The organism is Aliirhizobium smilacinae (assembly GCF_006335145.1).
Classification (GTDB): Bacteria; Pseudomonadota; Alphaproteobacteria; order Rhizobiales; family Rhizobiaceae; genus Neorhizobium; species Neorhizobium smilacinae.
The window spans coordinates 611,757-633,635 of the sequence record NZ_VDMN01000003.1 but is presented as its reverse complement, the minus strand read 5'-3'; the positions used below and the strand labels follow the sequence as shown (position 1 = coordinate 633,635).

Below are 21,879 nucleotides of genomic sequence, written 5' to 3'. Positions count from 1 at the left end.
TCACGCCATCAACGTTGCAGTGGCCTACCACTGAGCCTGCGTGCTTTTGCTATGGGCTATCTTAATTTCAGGGGGGAAAACTTGATCGACATGAATGTCCTCTTCGGACGCTCGGAATTCTCCGCGCGCCTCGAGAACGTGCGAGAAGAAATGCGAAGACGCCGCCTCGACGCGATGCTCGTCTCCGCGCCGGAAAACTACTTTTACGTCTGCGGCTATCAGACGAAGGCCGTCTTTACATTCCAGTTTCTGTTGATCCGAACGGACGCTCCGCCGGTGCTTTTTACGCGCCAGATGGAGACCGCCAATGCAGCACTTGCGCTTGAGCTAGGCCATATTGAAACCTACGCGCTCTACCAGGACGACGAGGATCCAATCGCTGCCGCGTGCACCTTCATCGAAAGTTCAATCGGCGAAGCACAAACCATCGGGATCGAGCTTGCCAGCTGGACGATGCCGGCCGAGCGTGCTGCCGCCATCATGAATGGCTGCCGCAAGATGACCTGGCTCGACGCATCGACGATGATCGACCGTGTTCGAATGATCAAATCCTCGAAAGAGCTCCAAGTCCTCCAGGACGCCGGCGTCATCGGTGATGCGATGTCGGACCGAACCTGTGCGGCAGTCGCTGCTGGAGCTTCGGAAAACGACCTTGCGAAAATTGCCTTTGCTGAAATGGTCGGAGCTGGTTCCGAATACCCTGGCAGCTGGCCGAATATCATGGTCGGTCGGCGCACCGGGTTGGTGCACGCAGCCTGGGATGGTGAGGTCATCCAGGAAGACGATCACGTCACGATGGAGCTCACAGGTGTCAAGGCGCGCTACCATGCGCCATCGGTGCGAACAGTCTTCATCGGTGAGCCGCTTGCGAGGCTGAGATCTGCTGCGCTTGCAATGACCGAAGCGCACACGGCTGCAATTGCGGCAATCGCGCCCGGTCGACCGATGAAGGTCATCAACGAAGCCACCCAATCCGTGCTTTCGCGATATGACCTGCCGTGCAAACTCGCACGTCGATCGGGCTACTCGCTCGGCATAGGCTTTCCACCCTCGTGGGGCGCGCAATGGCAAATCGGCCTTAACTCTCTGATCGAGGACCCGCTCGAGGTCGGCATGGCTTTCCACGTCGTTATCGTTGGCCATTTCGACGACAACCGCTCGGTCGGTGTCGGCTGCACCGTCGCTATCTTCGATGACGGCGTAAAGCGGCTGACCCGAGGCGGCATCTACGAACCCATTACGTAAAACCAATTCATCATGTCTGACAATAAAAGGGAACAGCAGCATGGCCAGCAAGATTCTAAGCTCCACCACTCTCCTCAATCCAACCCGTCGTAGCCTTCTCAAGGCGAGTGCTATCGCGTTTCCGACTGCCGCGATCCTGACGCATACGCGCGCGGCTTCGGCAGCCGACCAGAAGATCGTCGTCAGGACAACTTCCGGCGGCACCTACGGTGAGGCGATGGAGAAAGCGATCTTCGCTCCATTCACCGAGGCGACCGGTATTCGAGTCGAAAAGACGCCGGCCGATATGGCGCCGCTCATTGCCTCCGCGAAAGCCGGGCGTCCGCTGGTCGACCTTGTCGATACTTCGGAAGGTCTTCTGCAGACCCTGGCTGCCGCCGATGCCTTAGCTACAGTTGAGTACGACCGGTTCAAACTGTTTAAGATCGACGATATCGGCAAGGATGCCGCCCAGGAAAAGATCGTCCGCCGGATGGTCTATGCACGCGTACTTGGATATCGCAAATCTGTTTTTCCGAATGGCGGACCGACGAGCTGGGCAGAATTCTGGGATATCAAGAAATTCCCGGCCGTGAGAGCCTTGTGCGGTCTGCAACTCAACATGCCAGACCTGGAATTCGCGCTTCTTGCAGACGGCGTTGGGAAAAGCGATCTGTATCCGGTGGATATCAAAAGAGCACTTGCTTCGTATGGTAAGATCCGAGCGGACGTCCACACGTTTTACGGCACCGACGCGATTTCGGCGAGCCTGCTCTCGACCGGGGAAGTCGATCTCGAGCCAATCGCCAATGGCCGCATCCAGCCGATGATCGACGAAGGCGGCGATTACGCCTTCGACTGGAACGAGCATATGAAGGTTCCAAGCGGCTACTCCATTTTGAAGGGAGCTGCCAATCTCGAGAACGCACACAAGTTCATCGACTATGCGCTGTCGTCGGAAGCGCAGGCGCGCTTCGCTACTCTGATCCCTTATGGGCCTGTCAACAAAAACGCCTTTGCCTCGATTTCCGACGACGTCGCCATGAAGCTTCCGACCAACCCGAAATGGTCAGACAAGGGTTTCGTGCAGAATACGGCATGGTGGGGCGAGAACACCGCGGCCGTTACAAACGCTTGGAACGAGTGGGCGGCAAACTGATGGCGTTTCAGCCTTCGACGGGCGAACCGCTCGGTCGCTCAACCCGCTCGGCTGCGGTGCAGCTGAGCGGCATTCACAAGACGCTGGGCGGGACACCTGTGCTTGCCGGCGTCACGATGGACATTAAGGCGGGTGAGTTTGTCACCCTGCTAGGACCATCCGGTTCGGGCAAGACATCGACACTGATGGCAGTTGCCGGCTTTATCATTCCAGATAGCGGGAAGATCACCGTTGGCGACAGGGATGTAACCAATCTTCCACCCGGACGGGATCGGGACATGGGCATCGTCTTCCAGAACTATGCCCTCTTTCCGCACATGACGGTCGCTGGCAACATCGCCTACCCGCTTCGCGTCCGGGGCATGTCGAAAGCTCATATCAAGGATCGTGTCGATCGCGCCCTGCGCCTCGTCCGGCTCGAGGGGCTGGCCGACCGCAAACCTGCCCGGCTATCAGGCGGACAGCAACAGCGCGTCGCGCTCGCCCGCGCGCTTGTCTTTGAACCGTCGGTGCTTCTGATGGACGAGCCGATGGGAGCCCTCGATGTGCGGCTTAAACAGGAGCTTAAATGGGAGATCAGGCAGCTGCAACGAGAGATCGGTGCGACAGTCATCTACGTTACCCATGACCAGAACGAGGCGATGCTTCTGTCCGACCGCGTTGCGCTGATGCAGGATGGCCGGATCGAGCAATATGCCTCTCCGGAAGAAATCTACCGGCGACCAACCTCGATTTTTGCCGCGCGCTTTCTCGGCGATTCCAATCTCATCGCCGGCCAATTTGACGAGAGCGCTGGCTGCATGACGGTGGCGGCTTCGGGCAAGGTGATCCCGGCAGCCTGGCCTTCGGGATCACCGTGCCACGGCAGGTGCATGGCGCTTCTGCGGCCCGAGCATGCGCGGATCTCCGCAGCAACCGAGCTGACGACACCGCACAGCCCCGCTCAAGATCTGACGACAATGGGTGCGGTACTCGAAGAGGCGGTCTTCATGGGACAGAGCATGCGTTACCGCGTCCATGTCCCTGATCTCGGATGCGCCCTCGATGTCCAGCAGGTCGCTGGCGCCGGAACGACGGCCCTTTCTCCAGGAAGGCAGGTCAATGTCTCTTGGGATCCACGTGACCTCCATCTGATCACCACGGAGACGGCATCGTGAGCGTGGCGTCCAGGACCGGCCAGCCGGCCGCATCAGGCTTCATGAGCCAAGGGCGACAATTCGTCGGGCTTGCCATTCTGCTGGCTTTTCTGTCGGTGTTCTTCCTCTATCCCCTTGTCGAGATCCTCGTCCTGAGCGTGATCGATGCGGAGGGCAGCCTATCGCTGCAGCCTCTTTATAAACTTCTGACAAATGCGGGCATTCAGTCGATCCTTCTGCAGACAGCGGTGACCTCGGTAACTGTCGCCTTCACGTGTCTGGTCATCGCCTATCCGGCGGCCGCCTGCCTTGCGCGTCTGGAAGGATGGAAGGCGACACTCGGAAACATCATCATCCTCTTCCCGTTTCTGACCAGCAGCCTGGTCAGAACCTTCGTGTTTATCGTGCTGCTCGGGCGCAACGGCATGCTCAATCAGTTTCTCGTTTCAATCGGCGTACCTGGAGCTCCGTGGAAGCTGTTGTTCAACCAAACGGGCGTTATCATCGGCATGACCTACGTTCTATTGCCCTACATGCTCCTGTCACTGGTCGGCAGCATGAAGCGTGTCGATGCAAGGCTTATCGATGCGGCCAGAAGTCTCGGTGCAGGCAGGGTGACGATCTTCTTCACCGTCTATCTGCCGCTGACAGCCCCGGGTGTGGCTGCGGGACTGGTGATCACCACGATCCTGGCGTTCGGTTACTTCGTCACGCCAGCCCTGATGGGTGGGCCGGCACAGGTGATGATCGCCCAGCTCGTCGAGCAGCAGGTTGTGATCATGTTCAACCTGAGCCAGGCCGCCGGACTGTCCATCATCATGCTCGTCATCGTCGGTGTCGCTTATGCGGTTGCTGCGCGCTGGCTTGGGATTGCACGACTGATGAGGGCAGGTTGACCATGAGTGAACGTAAAGACTTGGGACGAGCCGCGCAGTCTGCCTATCTCGTCGTCGTCCTCTTTCTGCTGATCTTTCCGCTCCTCGTCCTCATCCCGATGTCGCTAGGATCCTCCACGACAATTGCCGCGATCCCACAACAATGGTCGCTGCGGTGGTACGACGAGGTGCTCGGGTCGCCAGAGTGGCGCAGCGCATTTGGCTGGAGCATGCTTACCGCCACCGCCGCAAGCATCATTTCAACGTCCATGGGATACCTCGGCGCGGCCGCTATGGTCCGCTCCAAATCCAGGCTGCAGCCACTTCTCCAGATCCTCATTCTTTCTCCGATGATGGTGCCTGCGGTTGTCGTCGCGCTGGCGACCTATCTGCTGTCGACATCGCTTGGGCTCGACGGTGGTTGGGTGGCGATCTCGATTGGCCAATCACTGTTGGGATTGCCTGTCGCCGCACTGGTGATTGCGGCAAGCTTGCGTGGCATCGACGAAACCTTGCTGCGGGCTGCCGTCAGTCTGGGCGCCCGGGATCGGCAGGTGTTTTTGACGGTGGTCTTGCCAATGGCGCTACATGGTATCCTCTCCGCATTTGGCCTAAGCTTCCTGATTGCCTTCGACGAAGTGCTGATCGCGATCTTTCTGACAACGCCCAGCCTCCAGACCCTGCCGGTGCGGATCTATCAAGCCGTCACCTACGAACTGACACCGGCTGTCGCCGTCGTCAGCGTGCTGCTCATGGCCATCGTTTGTGCGGGCATGATCATCGGCGGTCTCTACAACTGGGCCATGAAACGAATGGTACCGGCGACTTCCCAGAGCTAAGGAAAGGGCCGGCGCGCAAAGCGGCCGGCGGTTGCCGCCGTCAGGCCAGAAGAAGATTTGCAATGCTGAGCACACCTGGCAAGCGATTGGCGGTCCAGGCCTACGACCAGGTGCTTGAGCCGATCGTCTCCCGGCGGCTTGCCTCGGACACGGTGATACAGGAGCGCAAGCTTTCCGAACACTTGAACATGTCGCGCACGCCGCTGCGTGATGCGCTGCTCATGCTGGAGGGGGAAGGCCTTCTCATCAGGAACGAAGGCCGGGGTCTGCGCGTCCGCAGCATGGACATCGTCGACTTCGTCGAAAATCTGGCGGTCAGAGACCTGTTGGAGCCGGAGGCGGTGCGCCTGGCTGCGGGACAAATCGAAGACCATAAACTTGCAGATATCGAGAGAGCTGTCGCTGCCATCCTTGAAGGTAAGATGTCGGGCATGCCCACCGAACGGGAGAGCGTTCGCGCTGTCGACGAAAAGCTGCACGCGACGATAATGCTGGCGGCTGGCAATAAACAGATGGCCTCGCTAATTCGATCGTTGAGGTCGGCAGCCGAAAACATTGACTTCCCCACCGGCCATGACACCGTCGCCGCAGGCAAGACAAACGTATGGGAGTTCCGCATGGCGGCAGGCACAACAGCATCGACTATCAGCACGGATATCGTGGCAAAGCTTTCCGAAGCGATCGAAAATCTCGAAACGATGGAGTCAGACGAAATGCTCGTCGTCCTCAACGAAGCGCTGGATGTGATCCGCGAACTGGTCCAGATGCTGGATGCGGCTGGCGCTGAATAGAACAGACAGGCGTCTACCGTCAGAATTCCGGAAAACGCCGAGCTTTCCATTGGCTGCGCGGCACCGCATCCCCGACATCAAGCCCGAAGGACACCACTTTCGTCGCATTCTGGTCGATCTCGCAGCGGAACCGCACCTCATACCACTGCGCATTCGCACGGAAACCGGCGCTGCGGATGTCGAGAACGTTTCCTTCCGACAATGAATAGGACGGCAGGATTTCTGGCTGGTAAGCCGGCGATCCGTGTCGCAGCTGTTCCCTCAATTCCGTCGTGCAGAGATCGCCGGCACGAGCACCGCGCGACATGCTACCCATCGCGGTCGTGGCGACGGCATCGGATGTGTCGGCTTGGGAAAACAGTCGCTTGGCCTCCTTCAAAGGCTTTCCCCCAGCCTGTTTCTGCTCGTCCGGCTTTTTGTCCTTCACAGGATCAGCGTTCGGCTCCGCCGCGATGTCGGCCTGGATACCGTCGATCGTGCCGTTCTCGCTGGTGGCGAGGGGATCGGCATTGGCTGTCTCCAGTAGGGGGGGAGCGACATCCTGAGGCAGCGCCGGTGCGGCAGGCTGTGTATTGGCCTCCTCGCTCGGCAGGGCTTCGTCCGTGGCATCCGCGCTTGTCGCTTCGGACGCTTGGGCAGCTTCGGAAGGGTTTGTCTCATCGGCGTCCCTTGGCTGCCCTTCCTCGGACGCATCGCCATCAGTCGAAACACCCGAGCCCTTGCTCTCCTCGCCGAACTCGAAGACCGGACGAAGCACGGGTAAGGGCTGGCCGTTGGCCGCCTGTTCCTGGCTGTTTTCTGCAGGCTGGTCCGGTGGTTGCTGCTGTGTCTCGGGTGGCGGCGGCACCTGCTGTTCGGCGGCCTGCTCCTCCGGTGGAGGAGGCTGCTCGGCAGCCGGAGGAATCTCCTCCGCCGGCTTTTCCTCGGGCGCAGGAGGCAGTGGCGGCGGAGGTTGTGCCGCTGCCGCCTCTTCGGCAGGCTGCGGAGGCGGTTCGGGCGGCGGCTCCTGCTCTTCCGGCTTGGTTTCCGGCATGGTGAGGTTTAGAGCCTGCTCCTGTTCCGAAGCTTTTTCTTCGGGCTTTTGTTCTTCCGGCGGCGGTACGATCTCGACGGAAACGCTTTCCTCCTCCGGCGGCACCGGCTGGGCAGCAGGCAGGCGAACAAAAAGCGCCACCGCAATGATGACATGCAGAGCAACGGAGACAGCTATGCCTCCATAGAGCTTGTGACGCGGCTTCGGTGATGCTTCCTGCATGGTATCCGATGTAGGATGAAAGAACGGCGGGATGAAGTCCCTGCCCGCATGGCAAACAACAAAAACCCGGCAGACTTTCGCCTGCCGGGCCTGATCTCGCGAAATTGAAGGGCTTGCCCGACCTTAGCTGTCGAGGAACGAGCGCAGCTTGCGGCTCCTGCTCGGATGTTTCAACTTGCGCAGCGCCTTGGCCTCAATCTGGCGAATACGTTCGCGCGTCACCGAGAACTGCTGGCCGACTTCTTCGAGCGTGTGGTCCGTGTTCATGCCGATGCCGAAACGCATACGCAGCACGCGCTCTTCGCGCGGGGTCAGCGATGCCAGAACACGTGTCGTCGTTTCGCGCAGGTTCGCCTGGATGGCGGCGTCGATCGGCAGAAGCGCGTTCTTGTCCTCGATGAAGTCACCGAGATGCGAATCCTCTTCGTCACCCACCGGGGTTTCGAGCGAAATCGGCTCCTTGGCGATCTTCAGGACCTTACGGACCTTTTCGAGCGGCATGGCGAGCTTTTCGGCCAGTTCTTCCGGCGTCGGTTCGCGGCCGATCTCGTGCAGCATCTGGCGCGATGTGCGGACGATCTTGTTGATCGTCTCGATCATATGCACCGGAATACGGATCGTGCGGGCCTGGTCGGCGATCGAACGGGTGATCGCCTGCCGGATCCACCATGTCGCATAGGTCGAGAACTTGTAACCTCGACGATACTCGAACTTGTCGACCGCCTTCATCAGGCCGATATTGCCTTCCTGAATGAGGTCGAGGAACTGCAGGCCGCGGTTCGTGTACTTCTTGGCGATGGAGATGACGAGACGAAGGTTTGCCTCGACCATTTCCTTCTTGGCGATACGTGCTTCGCGCTCGCCCTTCTGCACCATCGATACGATACGACGGAATTCGGCGACGGAAATGCCGGTTTCGGTCGCAAGATTCTGGATTTCCTGACGGATATCCGTGATCGTGCGGTTTTCCGCCTTGGCAAATTCCCTCCAGCCCTTGGCTGCGAGGTTGCTGACCGATTCCATCCAGTTCGGGTCGAGCTCGGCACCCTGATACTGTTCGAGGAAGCTGTCACGCTTCACACCATAGGATTCGGCGAGGCGCAACAGGCGACCTTCGTTCTGCATCAGACGTTTGGAAATGTCGTAGAGCTGCTCGACCAGGGAATCGACGCGGTTCTGGTTGAGCGACAACGACTTCACCGCCGTGACCAGCTCGTCCTTCAGTTCCTTGTAACGCTTTTCCTGTCCGGAAGACAGCGTGCCGGAACAGGAAAGGCGAGCTTCCACCTGCTGGTCCTGCAGCTTACGCAGCTTCTTGTAGGTATCGGCGATCAGGTCGAGGGTTTCCATGACCTGCGGACGCAGTTCGGCTTCCATCGCGGCGAGAGAAAGGCTCGACTCGTCGTCGTCCTCTTCTTCCTCCTCGAGCGGAATCTCGCCGCCGACCGACGTGATGTCGTCGTCATTGGCAGCGGTCATGCGAGCCTTGCGGCTCTTTTCCTTTTCTTCGGCAGCCTTGCGGTCGGCCTCAATCTTTTCCGGGCTCTGGAACTGCGGCGCAGCCTTGGCTTCTGGACCGGAATAGGTGGTTTCGAGATCGATGATCTCGCGCAGCAGCGTCGTGCCCTCGTTGAGCTCGTCGCGCCAGATAATCAAAGCCTGGAATGTCAGCGGGCTCTCGCAGAGGCCACCGATCATCGTCTCGCGGCCGGCCTCGATGCGCTTCGCGATCGCGATTTCGCCTTCGCGCGACAGAAGTTCGACCGACCCCATTTCGCGCAGATACATGCGCACCGGGTCGTCCGTACGGTCGGTCGGCTCTTTCTTCTTGGCGGTCGCGACGGCTGTGCCGGCAGACGTCGTCAGTTCGCCGCTTTCGCTTTCGTTTTCGTCGCTCTCGGCGCTGTCATCGTCGTCGCGGCTGGAGCCTTCTTCGGCTTCCTCGTCCTCGACCACGTTGATGCCCATGTCGGACAGCATCGCCATCGTGTCTTCGATCTGCTCCGAGGTCACTTCTTCGGAAGGCAGAACCGAATTCAGCTCGTCCATGGTCACATAGCCGCGTTTTTTCGCGGCCTTGATCATCTTCTTGACCGCGTCATCAGAAAGATCGAGAAGCGGACCGTCGTGCGAGGCTTCGCGTTCGTTCTCGGCTTCTTCGTTTTCTTTGACTTTTGTTGCCATGTATTTCGTCACTTTCCCTGAACGCCATTGCGCCGCACCAGATGGGCCGCGCTTATGGCCGGCGGTTTAAGGCTTCATACCCTAACCGCGAATCACTTGCCCACTCGTAACGGAATGACCTTTAATTCCGAATTACCACAGACGACTGTCCTGAACAGAACATACGACCTGGATTGCCGTTCCCGCCGACACACCTGAACCAATCCGCCTAACTTGTCTTGAAATGGTGATTCCCACAAATTAACGATCCGTCAAGCTTTTCCCCGATGTTTACACCGGAAAATTGGAAAAAGACGCGTTACACCTGCCCTTGGCAGGCATGTTCACCAGTTTCGTCGAATATGTAGGCAGGCTTTCCCATAAGACAAGAGTTAACCAAAACGCAAGCGCGCGAAACGGATCAGGATCGAAAAACTGGGCTATACCGCAAAACGTGAACGGTTTTCCTGATTTTTCACATGCGGCAACAGGAAAGAACCTGCGCAGTTCTCGTCAATGGCTGACTGCGGCACCTTTCACCCGCCCCGAGAGGACGCCAAAACCATCGATAATCGCCTCCTGCGCCTCGAGCCGGGTAATTTCGTTCTGGATCTCCAGAAGCGCCCTGAGGAGAATTTCGCCGCGCTCGTCTTCACCGCCCTCAAGCTCTGCGATCTCGCGCTGCAATTCCATCTTCTGCCAGCGAAGCTCCTTGTTGCGCGAATGCAGCGCGCGCGTCTGCCGATAGGCCTGCAAGGCATCCTGCGGATCGGCCTCTTCAGTCGCGGTCCAGAGCCGGGCATTTCGAACCTGCTGGGTCATGGACGAAAGAAGATCGGCAAAGCCGTCCGCAACGAGACCATCGCGAACCGCCTCGACGGATAACTTCACCCCAAGCCCGCCAACAATCGAAAGCAGTGAAGACCAGAACCGCTGCAGCTCCTTGTTCTCGAAATCGACCGACGAAATCTCGTCATACTCGTCGAGCAGCAATTGCGGGTGATTTGCGATTGTGAGCGCCAGAACCGTTTCGCGCAACGCCGGCCGCGACTGCGACGAAAGCTTCAGCATCTGGTTCAGCCTGGCACTTCCTGCCGTACCGCTTTCGACCATGGCGCCTGCCACTGTCGATCCACCCTGCTGTGGTCCGCCGCGGCCACCCTTGCGTCCAGCTCCTGCATTGTTGTTGTTGCGCTGGAAGTTCTGGCGACGATCTCCGCCTCCCCCGCTCGCCTGATTGAAGAATGCTCCCAGGCGATTGCGGATATCCTGCTGGTAATGATAGCGCACGCTTTCGTCGGCAATCACCGAGACGATCTGCTTCAGCCGCGCATCAAGCTCGGCCCTTCGTTCCGGCGTATCGAATACCGAGCCAGCCGTCTCCCGCTGCCAGACCATGTCGACCAGCGGCCGTGCCTCGGACAGGACGCGATCGAACGGTGCGCGGCCCTCGTTCTTCACCAGATCGTCCGGATCCTTGCCATCCGGCAGAAGCGCGAAACTCACCGACCGACCGGGCTTGATGGCCGGCAGCGCAAGGTCGGCTGCGCGATTGGCGGCACGGATGCCCGCACCGTCGCCATCGAAGCAGAGCACCGGCTGCGGCGTCACCTTCCAGAGAAGATCGAGCTGGTTGTCCGTCAGCGCTGTACCAAGCGGCGCGACAGCATTCTCGACACCCGCCTGATAGAGCGCGATCACATCCATATAACCTTCGACGGCAATCAGCGTGCCGCTCTGGCGTTTGTCGCCAGCCGCCTGTGCAGCCCGTCTTGCACGGGAAAAATTGTAAAGTACCTGCCCCTTGTGGAAGAGTTCGGTATCCGGCGAGTTCATGTATTTCGCCATAGCATCCGGCGCCATGGCACGGCCGCCAAATGCGATCACCTTGTCGCGTGACGATAGGATCGGGAACATGATGCGGTCGCGAAAATAATCGTATGAGACAGGAATATCCGGCCCGTGGCGCACGAGACCACAGGCCTCGATCTGCTCGCGCGGCACATTCTTGCCGGCCAGATACTCTTTCAGCGCATTTCGGCTTTCGGGCGCATATCCCAGTCGGAAGGTTTCGATCGTTCGTCCGGTCAGGCCGCGGTCGCGCAGATAGGCCCGTGCCTTGGCGCCATTGGCGCTTTGCAGCTGGTCCTGAAAATACTGCGTTGCCATCTCCATGACGTCCTGAAGCGACGTGCGCTCCTTCTCGCGCTTTTCCATCTGCGGATCGGGCTGCGGCATGGCGATGCCCGCCAGATCGGCGATCTGCTGCACGGCTTCGGGAAAATTCAGGCCTTCGAGATCGGTCAAAAAACGGAAATGATCGCCCGAAACGCCGCAGCCAAAACAATGGTAACGGCCCTTGCGGTCCTCGCAATGGAAGCTGGGGCTCTTTTCACCATGGAATGGGCAGCAGGCCCAATAATCGCCACGCGACACGTTTGTCTTGCGACGATCCCACGTCACCCGTCTGCCGATCACAGTGGAGATCAGCACGCGGTCGCGTATCTCGTCGAGGAACGTGTTGGAAAAGCGCATGGTACTCATATAGGTGGAAGTCGGCGGCCGCGCCACGGGCAAGATGTTTCCTACCCGCTATTCACAGCCCCAATACGAACGAAATACGGCGCCCTCAGGCGCCGCGTTGTTCAATCAGGCAAATGTTGGCCTCAGCTCAGCTTCGCTTTGATGACGCCGGAAGCCTTGGCGAAATCCATCTGGCCGGCATAACGCTCGCGTAAGGCTGCCATGACCTTGCCCATGTCCTTCATGCCGGCGGCACCCGTTTCGGCCACTACCGCGGCAACGATCTCGTCCACCTTCTCGTCGGAAAGCTGCTCCGGCATGAAGGTCTTCAGGATGTCGATCTCTTCACGCTCCTGGGTGGCAAGCTCTGCGCGGCCGGCATCCTGGTAAATCTTGGCAGACTCTTCGCGCTGCTTCACCATCTTCTGCAGGATCTGCAGGATCTCGTCCTCGCTCGCAGCTTCCTTGCCGACACCACGGTTGGCGATATCGCGATCCTTGACCGCGCTCTGGATGAGACGGACGGTGGAAAGCCGGCGGCTGTCCTTGGCCTTCATCGCTTCCTTCATGGATTCTGTGAGCTTTTCGCGCATCATCTTGGAAATCTCCGTCTTGGCGGGAAATGAAACCCCGCAGGCGCCTCATCAAGGCATTTGACGGCGGTGATAGATCACCTCGCCGGGCCGATCAATCTTTTCCCATGACAGCAAGCGGATTGAGAGTGATTCTTTAACGGATGAGATTGACCCCGCCCCGCGCTTTGTTTATTTTCCCGCACCTGCACGACATTTGGATTGAAAAGCCGCTGGCGAATACGCTTGCGCCCTTTTCTGCGAAAACATGAACCCCTGCAGCCTGTCTTCGCCGAGACGGGAACGATGGGTCAGAAGGATAGACATGACCGGCACCGCCCCCCAGACGCCCGCTTGGACCCCGAAGAAGCCCACCGCCCTGCTCGTTTTAGCCGATGGCACCGTCATCGAAGGCACCGGCATCGGCGCGACCGGCAAGGTTCCGGCAGAAGTCGTCTTCAACACGGCGCTGACCGGCTACGAGGAAATCCTCACCGACCCGTCCTATCTGGGCCAGATCGTCACATTCACCTTTCCTCATATCGGCAATGTCGGCACCAATGACGAAGATATCGAAGACCTGACGCCTGCGGCCCGCCGCGGCGCAGTCGGTGTAATCTTCAAGGCCGATATCACAGAACCATCCAACTACCGTGCAGCCAAGCATCTCGACGATTGGCTGAAAACCCGCGGCATCGTCGGTCTGTCGGGCGTCGACACCCGCGCGCTGACCGCCTGGATCCGTCAACACGGCGCGCCGAATGCCGTCATCGCCCACGACCCGAACGGCGTCTTCGATATCGAGGCGCTGAAGGCCGAAGCGAAAGCCTGGAGCGGCCTCGAAGGCCTCGACCTCGCCAAGGAAGCAACATCCGGCCAGTCTTCGCAGTGGACGGAAAAGCCTTGGGTCTGGAACGAAGAGGCCAGCCAACTCTCGCCTGAGGACGCCAAGTATCACGTCGTCTGCGTCGATTACGGGGTCAAACGCAACATCCTTCGCCTCTTCACCGGCCTTGACTGCAAGGTGACGATCGTCCCGGCACAGACGTCTGCAGAAGACATTCTGGCCCTCAAGCCGGACGGCATCTTCCTTTCGAACGGCCCGGGCGACCCGGCTGCCACTGGCGAATATGCCGTTCCGGTCATCCAGGAGATCGTCAAGACCGACATCCCGACCTTCGGCATCTGCCTCGGCCACCAGATGCTCGGCCTGGCGCTCGGCGCAAAGACCGAAAAGATGCATCAGGGCCATCATGGTGCCAACCACCCGGTCAAGGATCACACGACCGGCAAGGTGGAAATCGTTTCGATGAACCACGGCTTCGCAGTCGACTCGAAGTCGCTGCCGCAAGGCGTTGAAGAGACTCACATCTCGCTGTTCGATGGCACCAATTGCGGCCTTCGCCTTGCAGGCAAGCCGGTCTTCTCCGTCCAGCATCATCCGGAAGCATCGCCCGGCCCGCAGGACAGCCATTATCTTTTCCGCCGCTTCATCAATCTGGTGCGCGAAAAGAAGGGCGAACCGGCTCTCGCCGAACGCTGATCGTCAGAGTTTAAGCTTTTTAACGATGGCCCGCTTTTCAGCGGGCCATTTCTTTTTGGCTCTTCACCAGTATCCAGAAACGGATGCAGAGGAAGACAGCGGCAGCGGCAAGCCCCAGTACGAAACCGAACCAGACCCCCTTTCCGCCGAAACCAAGCGGGAAGGCGAAAACATAGGCGCAGGTAAAACCGATCGGCCAATAGGCGATCAGCGCCAGGATCATCGGCACCCTGGTATCCTTCAGCCCGCGCAGCAGTCCAGCACCCACGGCCTGAAGGCCATCGACCAGCTGGAATGCCCCCGCGATCACGATCAGCGGCACGGCAAGCGCAAGTACTGCTGCGGCATCGGGTTGCGCGGTATCCAGGAAGAGACTGCCCCAGAAATACGGGAAAACGGCATAAAGCACGCTGCCGACGATCGCAAAAACGATACTGACGACCAGCACCGCGACCCCTGCCCGCCGTACACCAAGATCATCGCCCCGGCCATTGGCAAGCCCGACGCGGACGGTCGCGACCTGGGCCAGCCCCAGCGGAATCATGAAGGCAATTGAGGCTAGCTGCAATGCAATACCATGAGCTGCCAGCTCCAGCTTGCCGATCATGCCCATCAGCAGCGAAGCTGCGGCAAACAGGCTGGTTTCGGCCAGGATTGTAAAGCTGATCGGCAGGCCGAGATGAAGGACTTCGCGGATGATCGGCCAATCCGGACGCCAGAAACGCACGAAGATCTCGTAGGACCGCGTCATCGGCTGCAGCTGTACATAGGCGATGATGATGACGAAGCCGGTGGCATTGGCGCAAACGGCTGCGAGAGCCGCCCCGTAAAGCCCAAGCTGTGGCGCGCCAAAGTGACCGAAAATCGTCAGATAGGCGACCACGAAGTTCATCGCGAACATGCCGAGCGTGACGTAGAGGACAATGCTCCCCTTCTCCAGTCCGGTAACGAAGCTACGAATTGCAAACAGGCCGAGCGCCGGGAACATGCCCCATTGTGCAATTCGCAAATAGCCTTGCGCGTTAGATGCAACATCCGGCGCCTGCCCCAGTGCAAGCAGGATCGGCTCAGAAAACCAGAGGATTGGCGCCATCAATGCGCAATAGGCAATGACGACCCAAAGCCCCATGCGCACGGCACGCCGGACGCCGACCTTGTCATCATGGCCAAGCGCCTGTGCAACAAGCGGAATAACCGCGCTGGTAAAGCCGGTACCGAAAATGAAGACGATGAAGAAAACCTGCGTGGCGATAACCACGGAAGCAAGTTCCGTCGTGCCGAGCCAACCGACGAGAATGACGTCGGTCGTATGGATCGCCATCTGCGCCAATTGCGCGCCGACAAGCGGAATCCCCAGAGCAAACGTGGCGCGCAGATGCTCGGCCCAGGAATTTCCCCGGCTTTCAAATGCGACCGTGTTGAGCGAGCTCGACATGAAGGAACCTCGATAAAAGAAAAGGCCGCTTCCAGAAATGGTCAGCGGCGCAGCACTCTGCCTATAAAGACGGCATCGGCCCACAGCAAGCCTGACCGCCAACACAACAGATTTTGTGCGGAGTAGTTCACGAAACCTGATCGCTTGCGGAATCCCTCACCGCAATAAAGTGACGCACCGCACCCGCGAAGCCGTAGGCGTTTTTTCCTGTTATGACGCAAAGAATCTGCGACTATGTGGACAATAGGCCGAGGGCAATTGAGCGATGATAGAACTTATCTGGCAGGGCATACTGATCGGCATCGGCGCGACGGTGCTGATGGATATCTGGGCGATTATCCTGCATCTCGCATTCGGCCAACCGAAACCGAACTGGGCGCCTGCGGGCCGCTGGTTCCGGCATCTGGCGAACGGTACGGTCTTCCATGACAGCATTGCGGCAGCACAGCCCTATCGTCACGAACTCGCGCTTGGCTGGACCGGCCATTACGCAGTCGGCGTCCTCTATGGCATCATCCTTGCGTTGATCATGGGCCCCGAGTGGATGACTGCCCCAACCTTCTTGCCCGCCTGGATTTTGGGCATTGTCACGATCGGCGCCGGCTGGTTCCTGATGCAGCCGGGCATGGGCCTCGGCTGGGCAGCCTCGAAGACACCCAACCCCAGCAAGGTGCGGCTTCTCAATTTCCTCGCTCACACCGTTTTTGCACTCGGGCTGTATGGAACGGCACTGCTGATCGGTTGATATCTGGCGTTCTCATGTGACGGTGTCATGCAACCGCGATAGGACAACCTCTCGTCAACCGGCCCACACGTTGGCGTTGACTTCCCGTTTATCACAACGAATTAACATGGACGCGCAATGACCCTTGACCCGACGTTCGGAAATCTCTCCTCCGTCGGCTAACAGATGGCGTCCCGCATGCGACTGAGTACGATCACACATCTTGCCTATGCGGTTACTCTCGTCCTGACGACGGTATCAGCGTCCACCTTCATCCTGTCGGCGAGAAGCGCCTCGCAGGAACGCACGGCGATCCAGCAACACCTGGAACTTGATGATCTGGCTGAAGAACTCGCTGTCCTCGCCGAGAGCCGAACAGATGAAGCCCGCCTTTATGTCATGCGCGGCGACGAGCAGCATCTGGCGAGATTTTACGTCGATGACGATCAGGAAGGCCATCTGGAAGGGACTCTTAAAAAACTATCCGACCTGGGCGTGTCGGCAGAAGAAAGGGCGATGTTTGACCGCATAAGGAGTGCCGCCGACGCTATAGATGTTATCGAGAAGGATGCCATTGGCGCATATCGTGCAGGCCGGCAAGATGACGCACAGCAGGCGTTGTTCGGTGATGCGCATTATCGTCTGCAGACTGATCTCGTGAAGCAGGTCGAGGATGTACGAGCCAGCATCACCACGCGATCTCAAGGGATCGTGGATGCCGCCAAAGCTCGAAGCGATTTCTTCGGGACCATTGCCAAGTCGATGCTGGCGCTGACCGCGCTGATGTTCCTCGCTGTCCTCTATTTCGTCCTGAGCCGGCGGGTGGCGCTGCCGCTGATCAGAATGAGTAATGTGGTCACCCGGCTGGCACGGCAGGACTACGACGTCGAGGTGCTGGACGACGGGCGAAAGGATGAAATCGGCGAAATGAACCATGCCATCCAGATTTTTCGGGATAACGGCCTGGAGCGGGAGCGGCTTGACGCCGAGCGCCGCAAGGATCAGCGCATGAAGGACCTCATGCTGCAGATGATGCATCGGGTGCAGGCTTGCCAGAACCAGGAAGAACTGTCCGACGTCGTCTCGCGTTTCATGCCGCAAATATTTCCGGATGCGGCAGGTCACCTGTTCGTCCTCAAAGAACAGGGCTCGATCCTGCATTCCCTGGGACAATGGTTAAACCCGGTCGCATCCGAACTGCATTTTTCGATCGATGACTGCTGGGCGCTGCGGCGCGGACGCCCGCACCTGAGCGAACCGGAAGGTGACGATGTCACCTGCCACCACATTCATATCGGCACAAGCAGCAATCTCTGCATCCCGCTGACCGCGCTCGGCGACATCGTCGGTTTGCTTTATCTAGAGACCGACATCGGAAATCATGCGTCATATGCGGATCGCCTGTATTTTGAACTTCTGGCAGAGAATGTAGGACTTGCCGTTGCCAACCTTCAGCTTCGGCAACGTCTGGTCGGCATGGCAAAACGCGATGCGCTGACGGGCCTCCTGAACAGACGCTCGCTCGATGAGGCGCTCAATCGACTGATCGAAGACCCGGGCACTCCACTTGCCTGCCTGATGATCGACATCGACCATTTCAAGCGCTTCAATGACCAATTCGGTCATGACGCCGGGGATGCCGTGATGCAATACGTGGCGCGAATCCTCTCGGAAGTGATAGGCGACCACGGCGAAGTGTTCCGGTTCGGCGGCGAGGAGTTCACGATACTCCTGCCGGGCGCGACCGAGACGGATGCCGAGAAAATCGCAGAACATCTGAGACAATCCGTCGAGCGCGCCCCTTTGTCTTACAGGGGACGCCTCCTTGATCCCGTGACGATTTCGCTCGGCGTTTCCCGATCACCGCAAGGAGGCACCGTATCAAGCGTTCTGGAGCGGGCAGACAGAGCTCTGCTGACGGCAAAGAAAAACGGACGTAATCAGTGGATTAGCGAAGAAACATGGCAGAGTGCCTGAAGCGCCTATGCCAGCCTATCATCACATCTCACGTTACAGCTATATTCTCTTTGGCATAGCCAGAGCGCGCGGCTGAATACCGCCCTACACATCCCCTGAAAATGTATCGCAGGCATTCATGTTGCCGCTGTCGAAACCGCGCTTGAACCAGCGCATACGCTGGGCGGATGTGCCGTGGTTGAAGCTCTCCGGCACGACATAGCCCTGGCTGCGCTTCTGCAGCGTATCGTCACCGATCTGCTGGGCTGCGTTCAGTGCCTCTTCGAGGTCACCCTGGCTGAGCAACCCCTTCTGGTCCGTATGCTTACCCCAGACACCAGCGAAACAATCGGCCTGCAACTCGACACGGACCGACATCTGGTTCGCCTGTGTTTCGCTCATCCGCTGCCGTGCCTGATTGAACTTGGGAAGGATACCAATAAGATTCTGCACATGATGACCGACCTCATGTGCGATCACATAGGCTTCGGCGAAATCGCCGGACGCATCGAAACGCTGCGAGAGTTCGTTGAAGAAGGTCGTGTCGAGATAAAGCTTCCGGTCACCGGGGCAATAAAACGGCCCGGACGCAGCCGAGGCATAACCGCAGGCGGAACTCACTTGGCCGGAAAACAGCACCAGGGTCGGATCCTCATAGGTCTGCCCGTTCGCCTTGAATATTGCGTTCCAGGTATCTTCGGTATCTGCCAGAACGGTGCGGACGAAGGCGGTCATCTCGTCATTGACGGGCGCACGCTGTTGCGATTGCTGAGTGCTGCCGCCACCTCCGAGGTCGATATCGCCACCGGACAACAGCGTCAGAGGATTTATGCCGGTGATCCAGCAAATTATGAGCACCACGACGATGCCGCCGATGCTGAGACCACCGCCACCGCGTCGCCCGCCTCCACCGATCGGAATGCGGAACCCGCCGCGGCCGAGAGGGCTTCCTCCCATGGAGGCCCCGCGTTGATCCTCGACATTATCCGACTGCCGGCGACCCTTCCATTCCATTCTGCCCACTCCTCGACGACGTGATGTCCAATTTCGCGTCAATATAGCGCAGGCGCGCCGAAAGGCGATGCAGAATGAGATGTCTCGTTACGCGACCTGCAATTGCTTCTTGCTCGGCAAGAATACGGTGAGCAATCCTATCGCCGGCAGAAATGAGCAAACACCATAAACGAAGACAATACCGTGACTGTCGGCAAGGACACCGAGCACCGCGGCCGCAATGCCACCAACTCCGAAGGCGATGCCGAAGAATATCCCGGCGATCATGCCGACGCGGCCCGGCACCAGCTCCTGCGCCATCACGATGATCGCGGGGAAGGACGAGGCCATGATAAAGCCGATGATCGCCGAAAGCACAATCGTGACCGGCAGGTTGGCATAGGGCATGGCGAGTGTAAAAGGCAGCACCCCCAGGATAGAAACCCAGATCACCACTTTCGAGCCGAACCGGTCGCCGATCGGACCGCCGACGACGGTGCCTAGCGCCACAGCGCCGAGGAAGACGAAAAGCATGATCTGCGACATCTGAACCGAAACACCAAAGCGTTCGATGGCGAAGAACGTGTAGTAGCTGCTGATTGAGGCCATGTAGGCATTCTTCGAGAAGGTCAGGATCGTCAGCACTGTCAACGCGATCACCACGGTCCGCTTCGACAGGTTATGAGCGCCAAGCACCTTTTTCTTTCCCCTGTTCGCCGCCATATGCGCCTTGTACCAGCCGGCAATCCACGTCAGGACGACGATGCCGAGAAGCGCCATGCCGGAAAACCAGGCAACGCTGCCCTGCCCCATCGGCACGATGATGAAAGCGGCAAGCAACGGACCGATCGACTGGCCGAAATTGCCGCCGACCTGAAATGTCGCCTGCGCAAATCCGTAGCGACCACCGGCGGCAAGCCGTGCGACGCGGGATGCTTCCGGGTGAAACACCGCCGACCCGATGCCAACGAGACCCGCTGCAATCACCAGAATCGCGTAGGTTGGCGCCCAGGCGAGCAGGATCAGTCCGAAAAAGGTCGAAGCCATGCCGATCGGCAGCGAATAGGGATAAGGCTTCTTGTCGGTGATGATGCCGATGACCGGCTGCAGCAGGGACGCCGTGCACTGGAAGGCGAGCGTCAGGATACCGATCTGCCAGAAGTCTAGATTGAAGTCGGCTTTCAGCATCGGATAGATCGCCGAGATCATCGATTGCATGATGTCGTTGAGCATATGGCAGAAGCTCGCTGCCAGGATGATCGGCAGGACGGTCTTTTCCGCCGCAACGGTAGCTGCGGACTTAGAGGTGGCATCGGCCATGGAAATCCTCCGGGCAACGGATTTTCCCTCGGATATCCGCGCCTGCATTTTTTTCTTGATGAACGGCAGGAATAGTATCGGCGGGTGCGGCTGTCTATGACGAGACCACCGATTTCGGTACGGTTGCCGCACCGGAATCGGCAGTTCCTCGGCGATTGGCCCAGGCTGGCGAAAGAGCCGATAAATTGGCAGGCCGTCTTGCCCGCGCCCGGCCGGTCAGCCACTTCACGAAAAAGATAGTAGCGAATGCGATAGCGATTCCGGCGATGACGTCGACGACGTAATGACTGCCATGCGTCACCGCAGAGGTGGCCATAAGAATATTGAGGATAAGCATTGGATAGCGTCCGGTTTTAAGGCGAAAGCCAGCCCAGGCACATAATGCCGCCATAGCAGCATGGACTGACGGGAACGTCAGGATACCGGCAGCATCTTGAAGCGAAAGCACGAAATTCGGATCGCTTCGAACTGCATTGAACTGCCCAAGGAAAAAGTAGCCGAAATGGGCATTGATGTTGACCACGTCCGCTTCCGTCAGCCCATAGACGACATAGGCGCCAAGCGCAGGAAACCAGACGGAGATGAAACTCGATGCAAAGCAGATTAGCGCATAGGCGATGATCATGTGGTAGGCTCGTATCGCCTGTCCTACCAAAACGAGCAGGATTGGAAGAGCAAGCAATTGCCATATGAACGATTGATAGGCAAACCCCAGCGCCGCTGCAAGAATAGGGCGACCATCAACAAATGAAACAAAGCTCAGCCAGTCGACGCCGAGCATCCGATCCGATCGGATAAGCAGGTCATCGGCAAGCGGCATATCGACCCCAATGGCAATATATGTCGAAACGACAATCGGAACGACAAGCAAAAGCAGACAGAAGGAGGTTTCCACGACGAAGCCGAGCGCGTGAATTTGGCGAAGATGACAGTAACAGCCGAATAAAACCAGCGTGCCAAGGAAATATGCGCAGGGCAACATGAAGCTGGAATATTCGATGGTCAGTCCAACGACATCGGCCAGTCCAAACATTACCGCATATGACACAAGCGTCAGCGCAAAAAGTAAGCGTCGTGCTACTGTCAGTTCCGATAGCATGATTTCGTCCCGATACAGATCCGTGGCGTTATAGACATGCGAAGGTTAAAACCGCGCTCCCGGAAAAGTTAAAATAATTACATTTGCAACCTGCATGTTGCATGAGGTGCGATAGCAAAAGCTTTTCCTGTCGATTTGCCGATTTATGGGGTTCCGTTCGCAGGCACATTTGCCTATAAGCCGCGTCTAGCCAGAAAAATCATGCGCACGCCACCCGACCGGAGCTACTCACGCCCCGAGCCGGCTTTTTGTGCAGAAAAAGCGGATAGAGA

The 21,879-nt window shown here is 58.5% G+C and carries 17 protein-coding genes; 9 read left to right on the top strand and 8 right to left on the bottom strand.

Features of this window, described 5'->3' with window-relative positions; translation table 11 throughout:
- Window positions 1–51: 51 nt before the first annotated feature.
- From FHP24_RS17775 to FHP24_RS17750, 6 genes are all read left to right on the top strand, one after another.
- A complete protein-coding gene (locus tag FHP24_RS17775) occupies window positions 52–1,245 on the top strand; it encodes a M24 family metallopeptidase (protein ID WP_139677549.1) in 1,194 nt (397 codons plus the stop codon).
- Between the two features lie 40 nt (window positions 1,246–1,285).
- Window positions 1,286–2,383, top strand: a complete 1,098-nt coding sequence (locus FHP24_RS17770) for an extracellular solute-binding protein (protein WP_139677548.1) — start codon at window positions 1,286–1,288, stop codon at window positions 2,381–2,383.
- Window positions 2,383–3,540: an ABC transporter ATP-binding protein gene (locus FHP24_RS17765; protein WP_139677547.1), complete on the top strand. Its 1,158-nt coding sequence runs from the start codon at window positions 2,383–2,385 to the stop codon at window positions 3,538–3,540. The genes FHP24_RS17770 and FHP24_RS17765 overlap by 1 nt, the downstream gene beginning before the upstream one ends.
- Window positions 3,537–4,415 carry an ABC transporter permease gene (locus FHP24_RS17760; protein WP_139677546.1) on the top strand — a complete coding sequence of 293 codons (879 nt, stop codon included), beginning with the start codon at window positions 3,537–3,539 and terminating at the stop codon, window positions 4,413–4,415. The genes FHP24_RS17765 and FHP24_RS17760 overlap by 4 nt, the downstream gene beginning before the upstream one ends.
- Window positions 4,416–4,417: 2 nt before the next feature.
- A complete protein-coding gene (locus FHP24_RS17755; protein ID WP_139677545.1) occupies window positions 4,418–5,233 on the top strand; it encodes an ABC transporter permease in 816 nt (271 codons plus the stop codon).
- A gap of 62 nt (window positions 5,234–5,295) precedes the next feature.
- Window positions 5,296–6,024, top strand: coding sequence for a GntR family transcriptional regulator (locus tag FHP24_RS17750; protein ID WP_139677544.1), 729 nt, complete (start codon window positions 5,296–5,298; stop codon window positions 6,022–6,024).
- A 19-nt stretch (window positions 6,025–6,043) separates the two neighbouring features.
- On the opposite strand, the gene FHP24_RS17745 is transcribed toward FHP24_RS17750, so the two are convergent.
- The 4 genes from FHP24_RS17745 to FHP24_RS17730 all read right to left on the bottom strand — a co-directional run bounded on the left by FHP24_RS17745 (window position 6,044) and on the right by FHP24_RS17730 (window position 12,561).
- Window positions 6,044–7,279 (bottom strand): DUF930 domain-containing protein, encoded by a 1,236-nt coding sequence (locus FHP24_RS17745; protein ID WP_139677543.1) that lies wholly within the window; start codon window positions 7,277–7,279, stop codon window positions 6,044–6,046.
- Between the two features lie 123 nt (window positions 7,280–7,402).
- A complete protein-coding gene (gene rpoD / locus FHP24_RS17740; protein ID WP_139677542.1) occupies window positions 7,403–9,463 on the bottom strand; it encodes an RNA polymerase sigma factor RpoD in 2,061 nt (686 codons plus the stop codon).
- 492 nt (window positions 9,464–9,955) lie between these two features.
- A complete protein-coding gene (gene dnaG, locus FHP24_RS17735; protein WP_139677614.1) occupies window positions 9,956–11,977 on the bottom strand; it encodes a DNA primase in 2,022 nt (673 codons plus the stop codon).
- 131 nt (window positions 11,978–12,108) lie between these two features.
- The gene (locus FHP24_RS17730; RefSeq protein WP_139677541.1) at window positions 12,109–12,561 is read right to left on the bottom strand and encodes a GatB/YqeY domain-containing protein; all 453 of its coding nucleotides are present in this window, start codon (window positions 12,559–12,561) and stop codon (window positions 12,109–12,111) included.
- Window positions 12,562–12,862: 301 nt separating this feature from the next.
- Between FHP24_RS17730 and carA the strand changes: the two genes are divergently transcribed.
- The gene (gene carA, locus FHP24_RS17725; protein ID WP_139677540.1) at window positions 12,863–14,080 is read left to right on the top strand and encodes a glutamine-hydrolyzing carbamoyl-phosphate synthase small subunit; all 1,218 of its coding nucleotides are present in this window, start codon (window positions 12,863–12,865) and stop codon (window positions 14,078–14,080) included.
- A 37-nt stretch (window positions 14,081–14,117) separates the two neighbouring features.
- Here the strand turns inward: carA and FHP24_RS17720 are convergent, their stop codons facing one another.
- A complete protein-coding gene (locus FHP24_RS17720) occupies window positions 14,118–15,515 on the bottom strand; it encodes an MATE family efflux transporter (RefSeq protein WP_139677539.1) in 1,398 nt (465 codons plus the stop codon).
- A 265-nt stretch (window positions 15,516–15,780) separates the two neighbouring features.
- Between FHP24_RS17720 and FHP24_RS17715 the strand changes: the two genes are divergently transcribed.
- Both FHP24_RS17715 and FHP24_RS17710 read left to right on the top strand, forming a co-directional pair.
- On the top strand, window positions 15,781–16,260 hold the full coding sequence (locus FHP24_RS17715) for a DUF2938 domain-containing protein (protein ID WP_139677538.1): 480 nt from the start codon (window positions 15,781–15,783) through the stop codon (window positions 16,258–16,260).
- A 177-nt stretch (window positions 16,261–16,437) separates the two neighbouring features.
- Window positions 16,438–18,216: a diguanylate cyclase domain-containing protein gene (locus FHP24_RS17710; protein ID WP_139677537.1), complete on the top strand. Its 1,779-nt coding sequence runs from the start codon at window positions 16,438–16,440 to the stop codon at window positions 18,214–18,216.
- Window positions 18,217–18,300: 84 nt separating this feature from the next.
- Here the strand turns inward: FHP24_RS17710 and ypfJ are convergent, their stop codons facing one another.
- From ypfJ to FHP24_RS17695, 3 genes are all read right to left on the bottom strand, one after another.
- Window positions 18,301–19,209 (bottom strand): KPN_02809 family neutral zinc metallopeptidase, encoded by a 909-nt coding sequence (gene ypfJ, locus FHP24_RS17705; RefSeq protein ID WP_139677536.1) that lies wholly within the window; start codon window positions 19,207–19,209, stop codon window positions 18,301–18,303.
- An 87-nt stretch (window positions 19,210–19,296) separates the two neighbouring features.
- Window positions 19,297–20,508: an MFS transporter gene (locus tag FHP24_RS17700; RefSeq protein WP_139677535.1), complete on the bottom strand. Its 1,212-nt coding sequence runs from the start codon at window positions 20,506–20,508 to the stop codon at window positions 19,297–19,299.
- 94 nt (window positions 20,509–20,602) lie between these two features.
- Window positions 20,603–21,607: a phosphatase PAP2 family protein gene (locus tag FHP24_RS17695; RefSeq protein ID WP_139677534.1), complete on the bottom strand. Its 1,005-nt coding sequence runs from the start codon at window positions 21,605–21,607 to the stop codon at window positions 20,603–20,605.
- Between the last annotated feature and the right edge of the window lie 272 nt (window positions 21,608–21,879).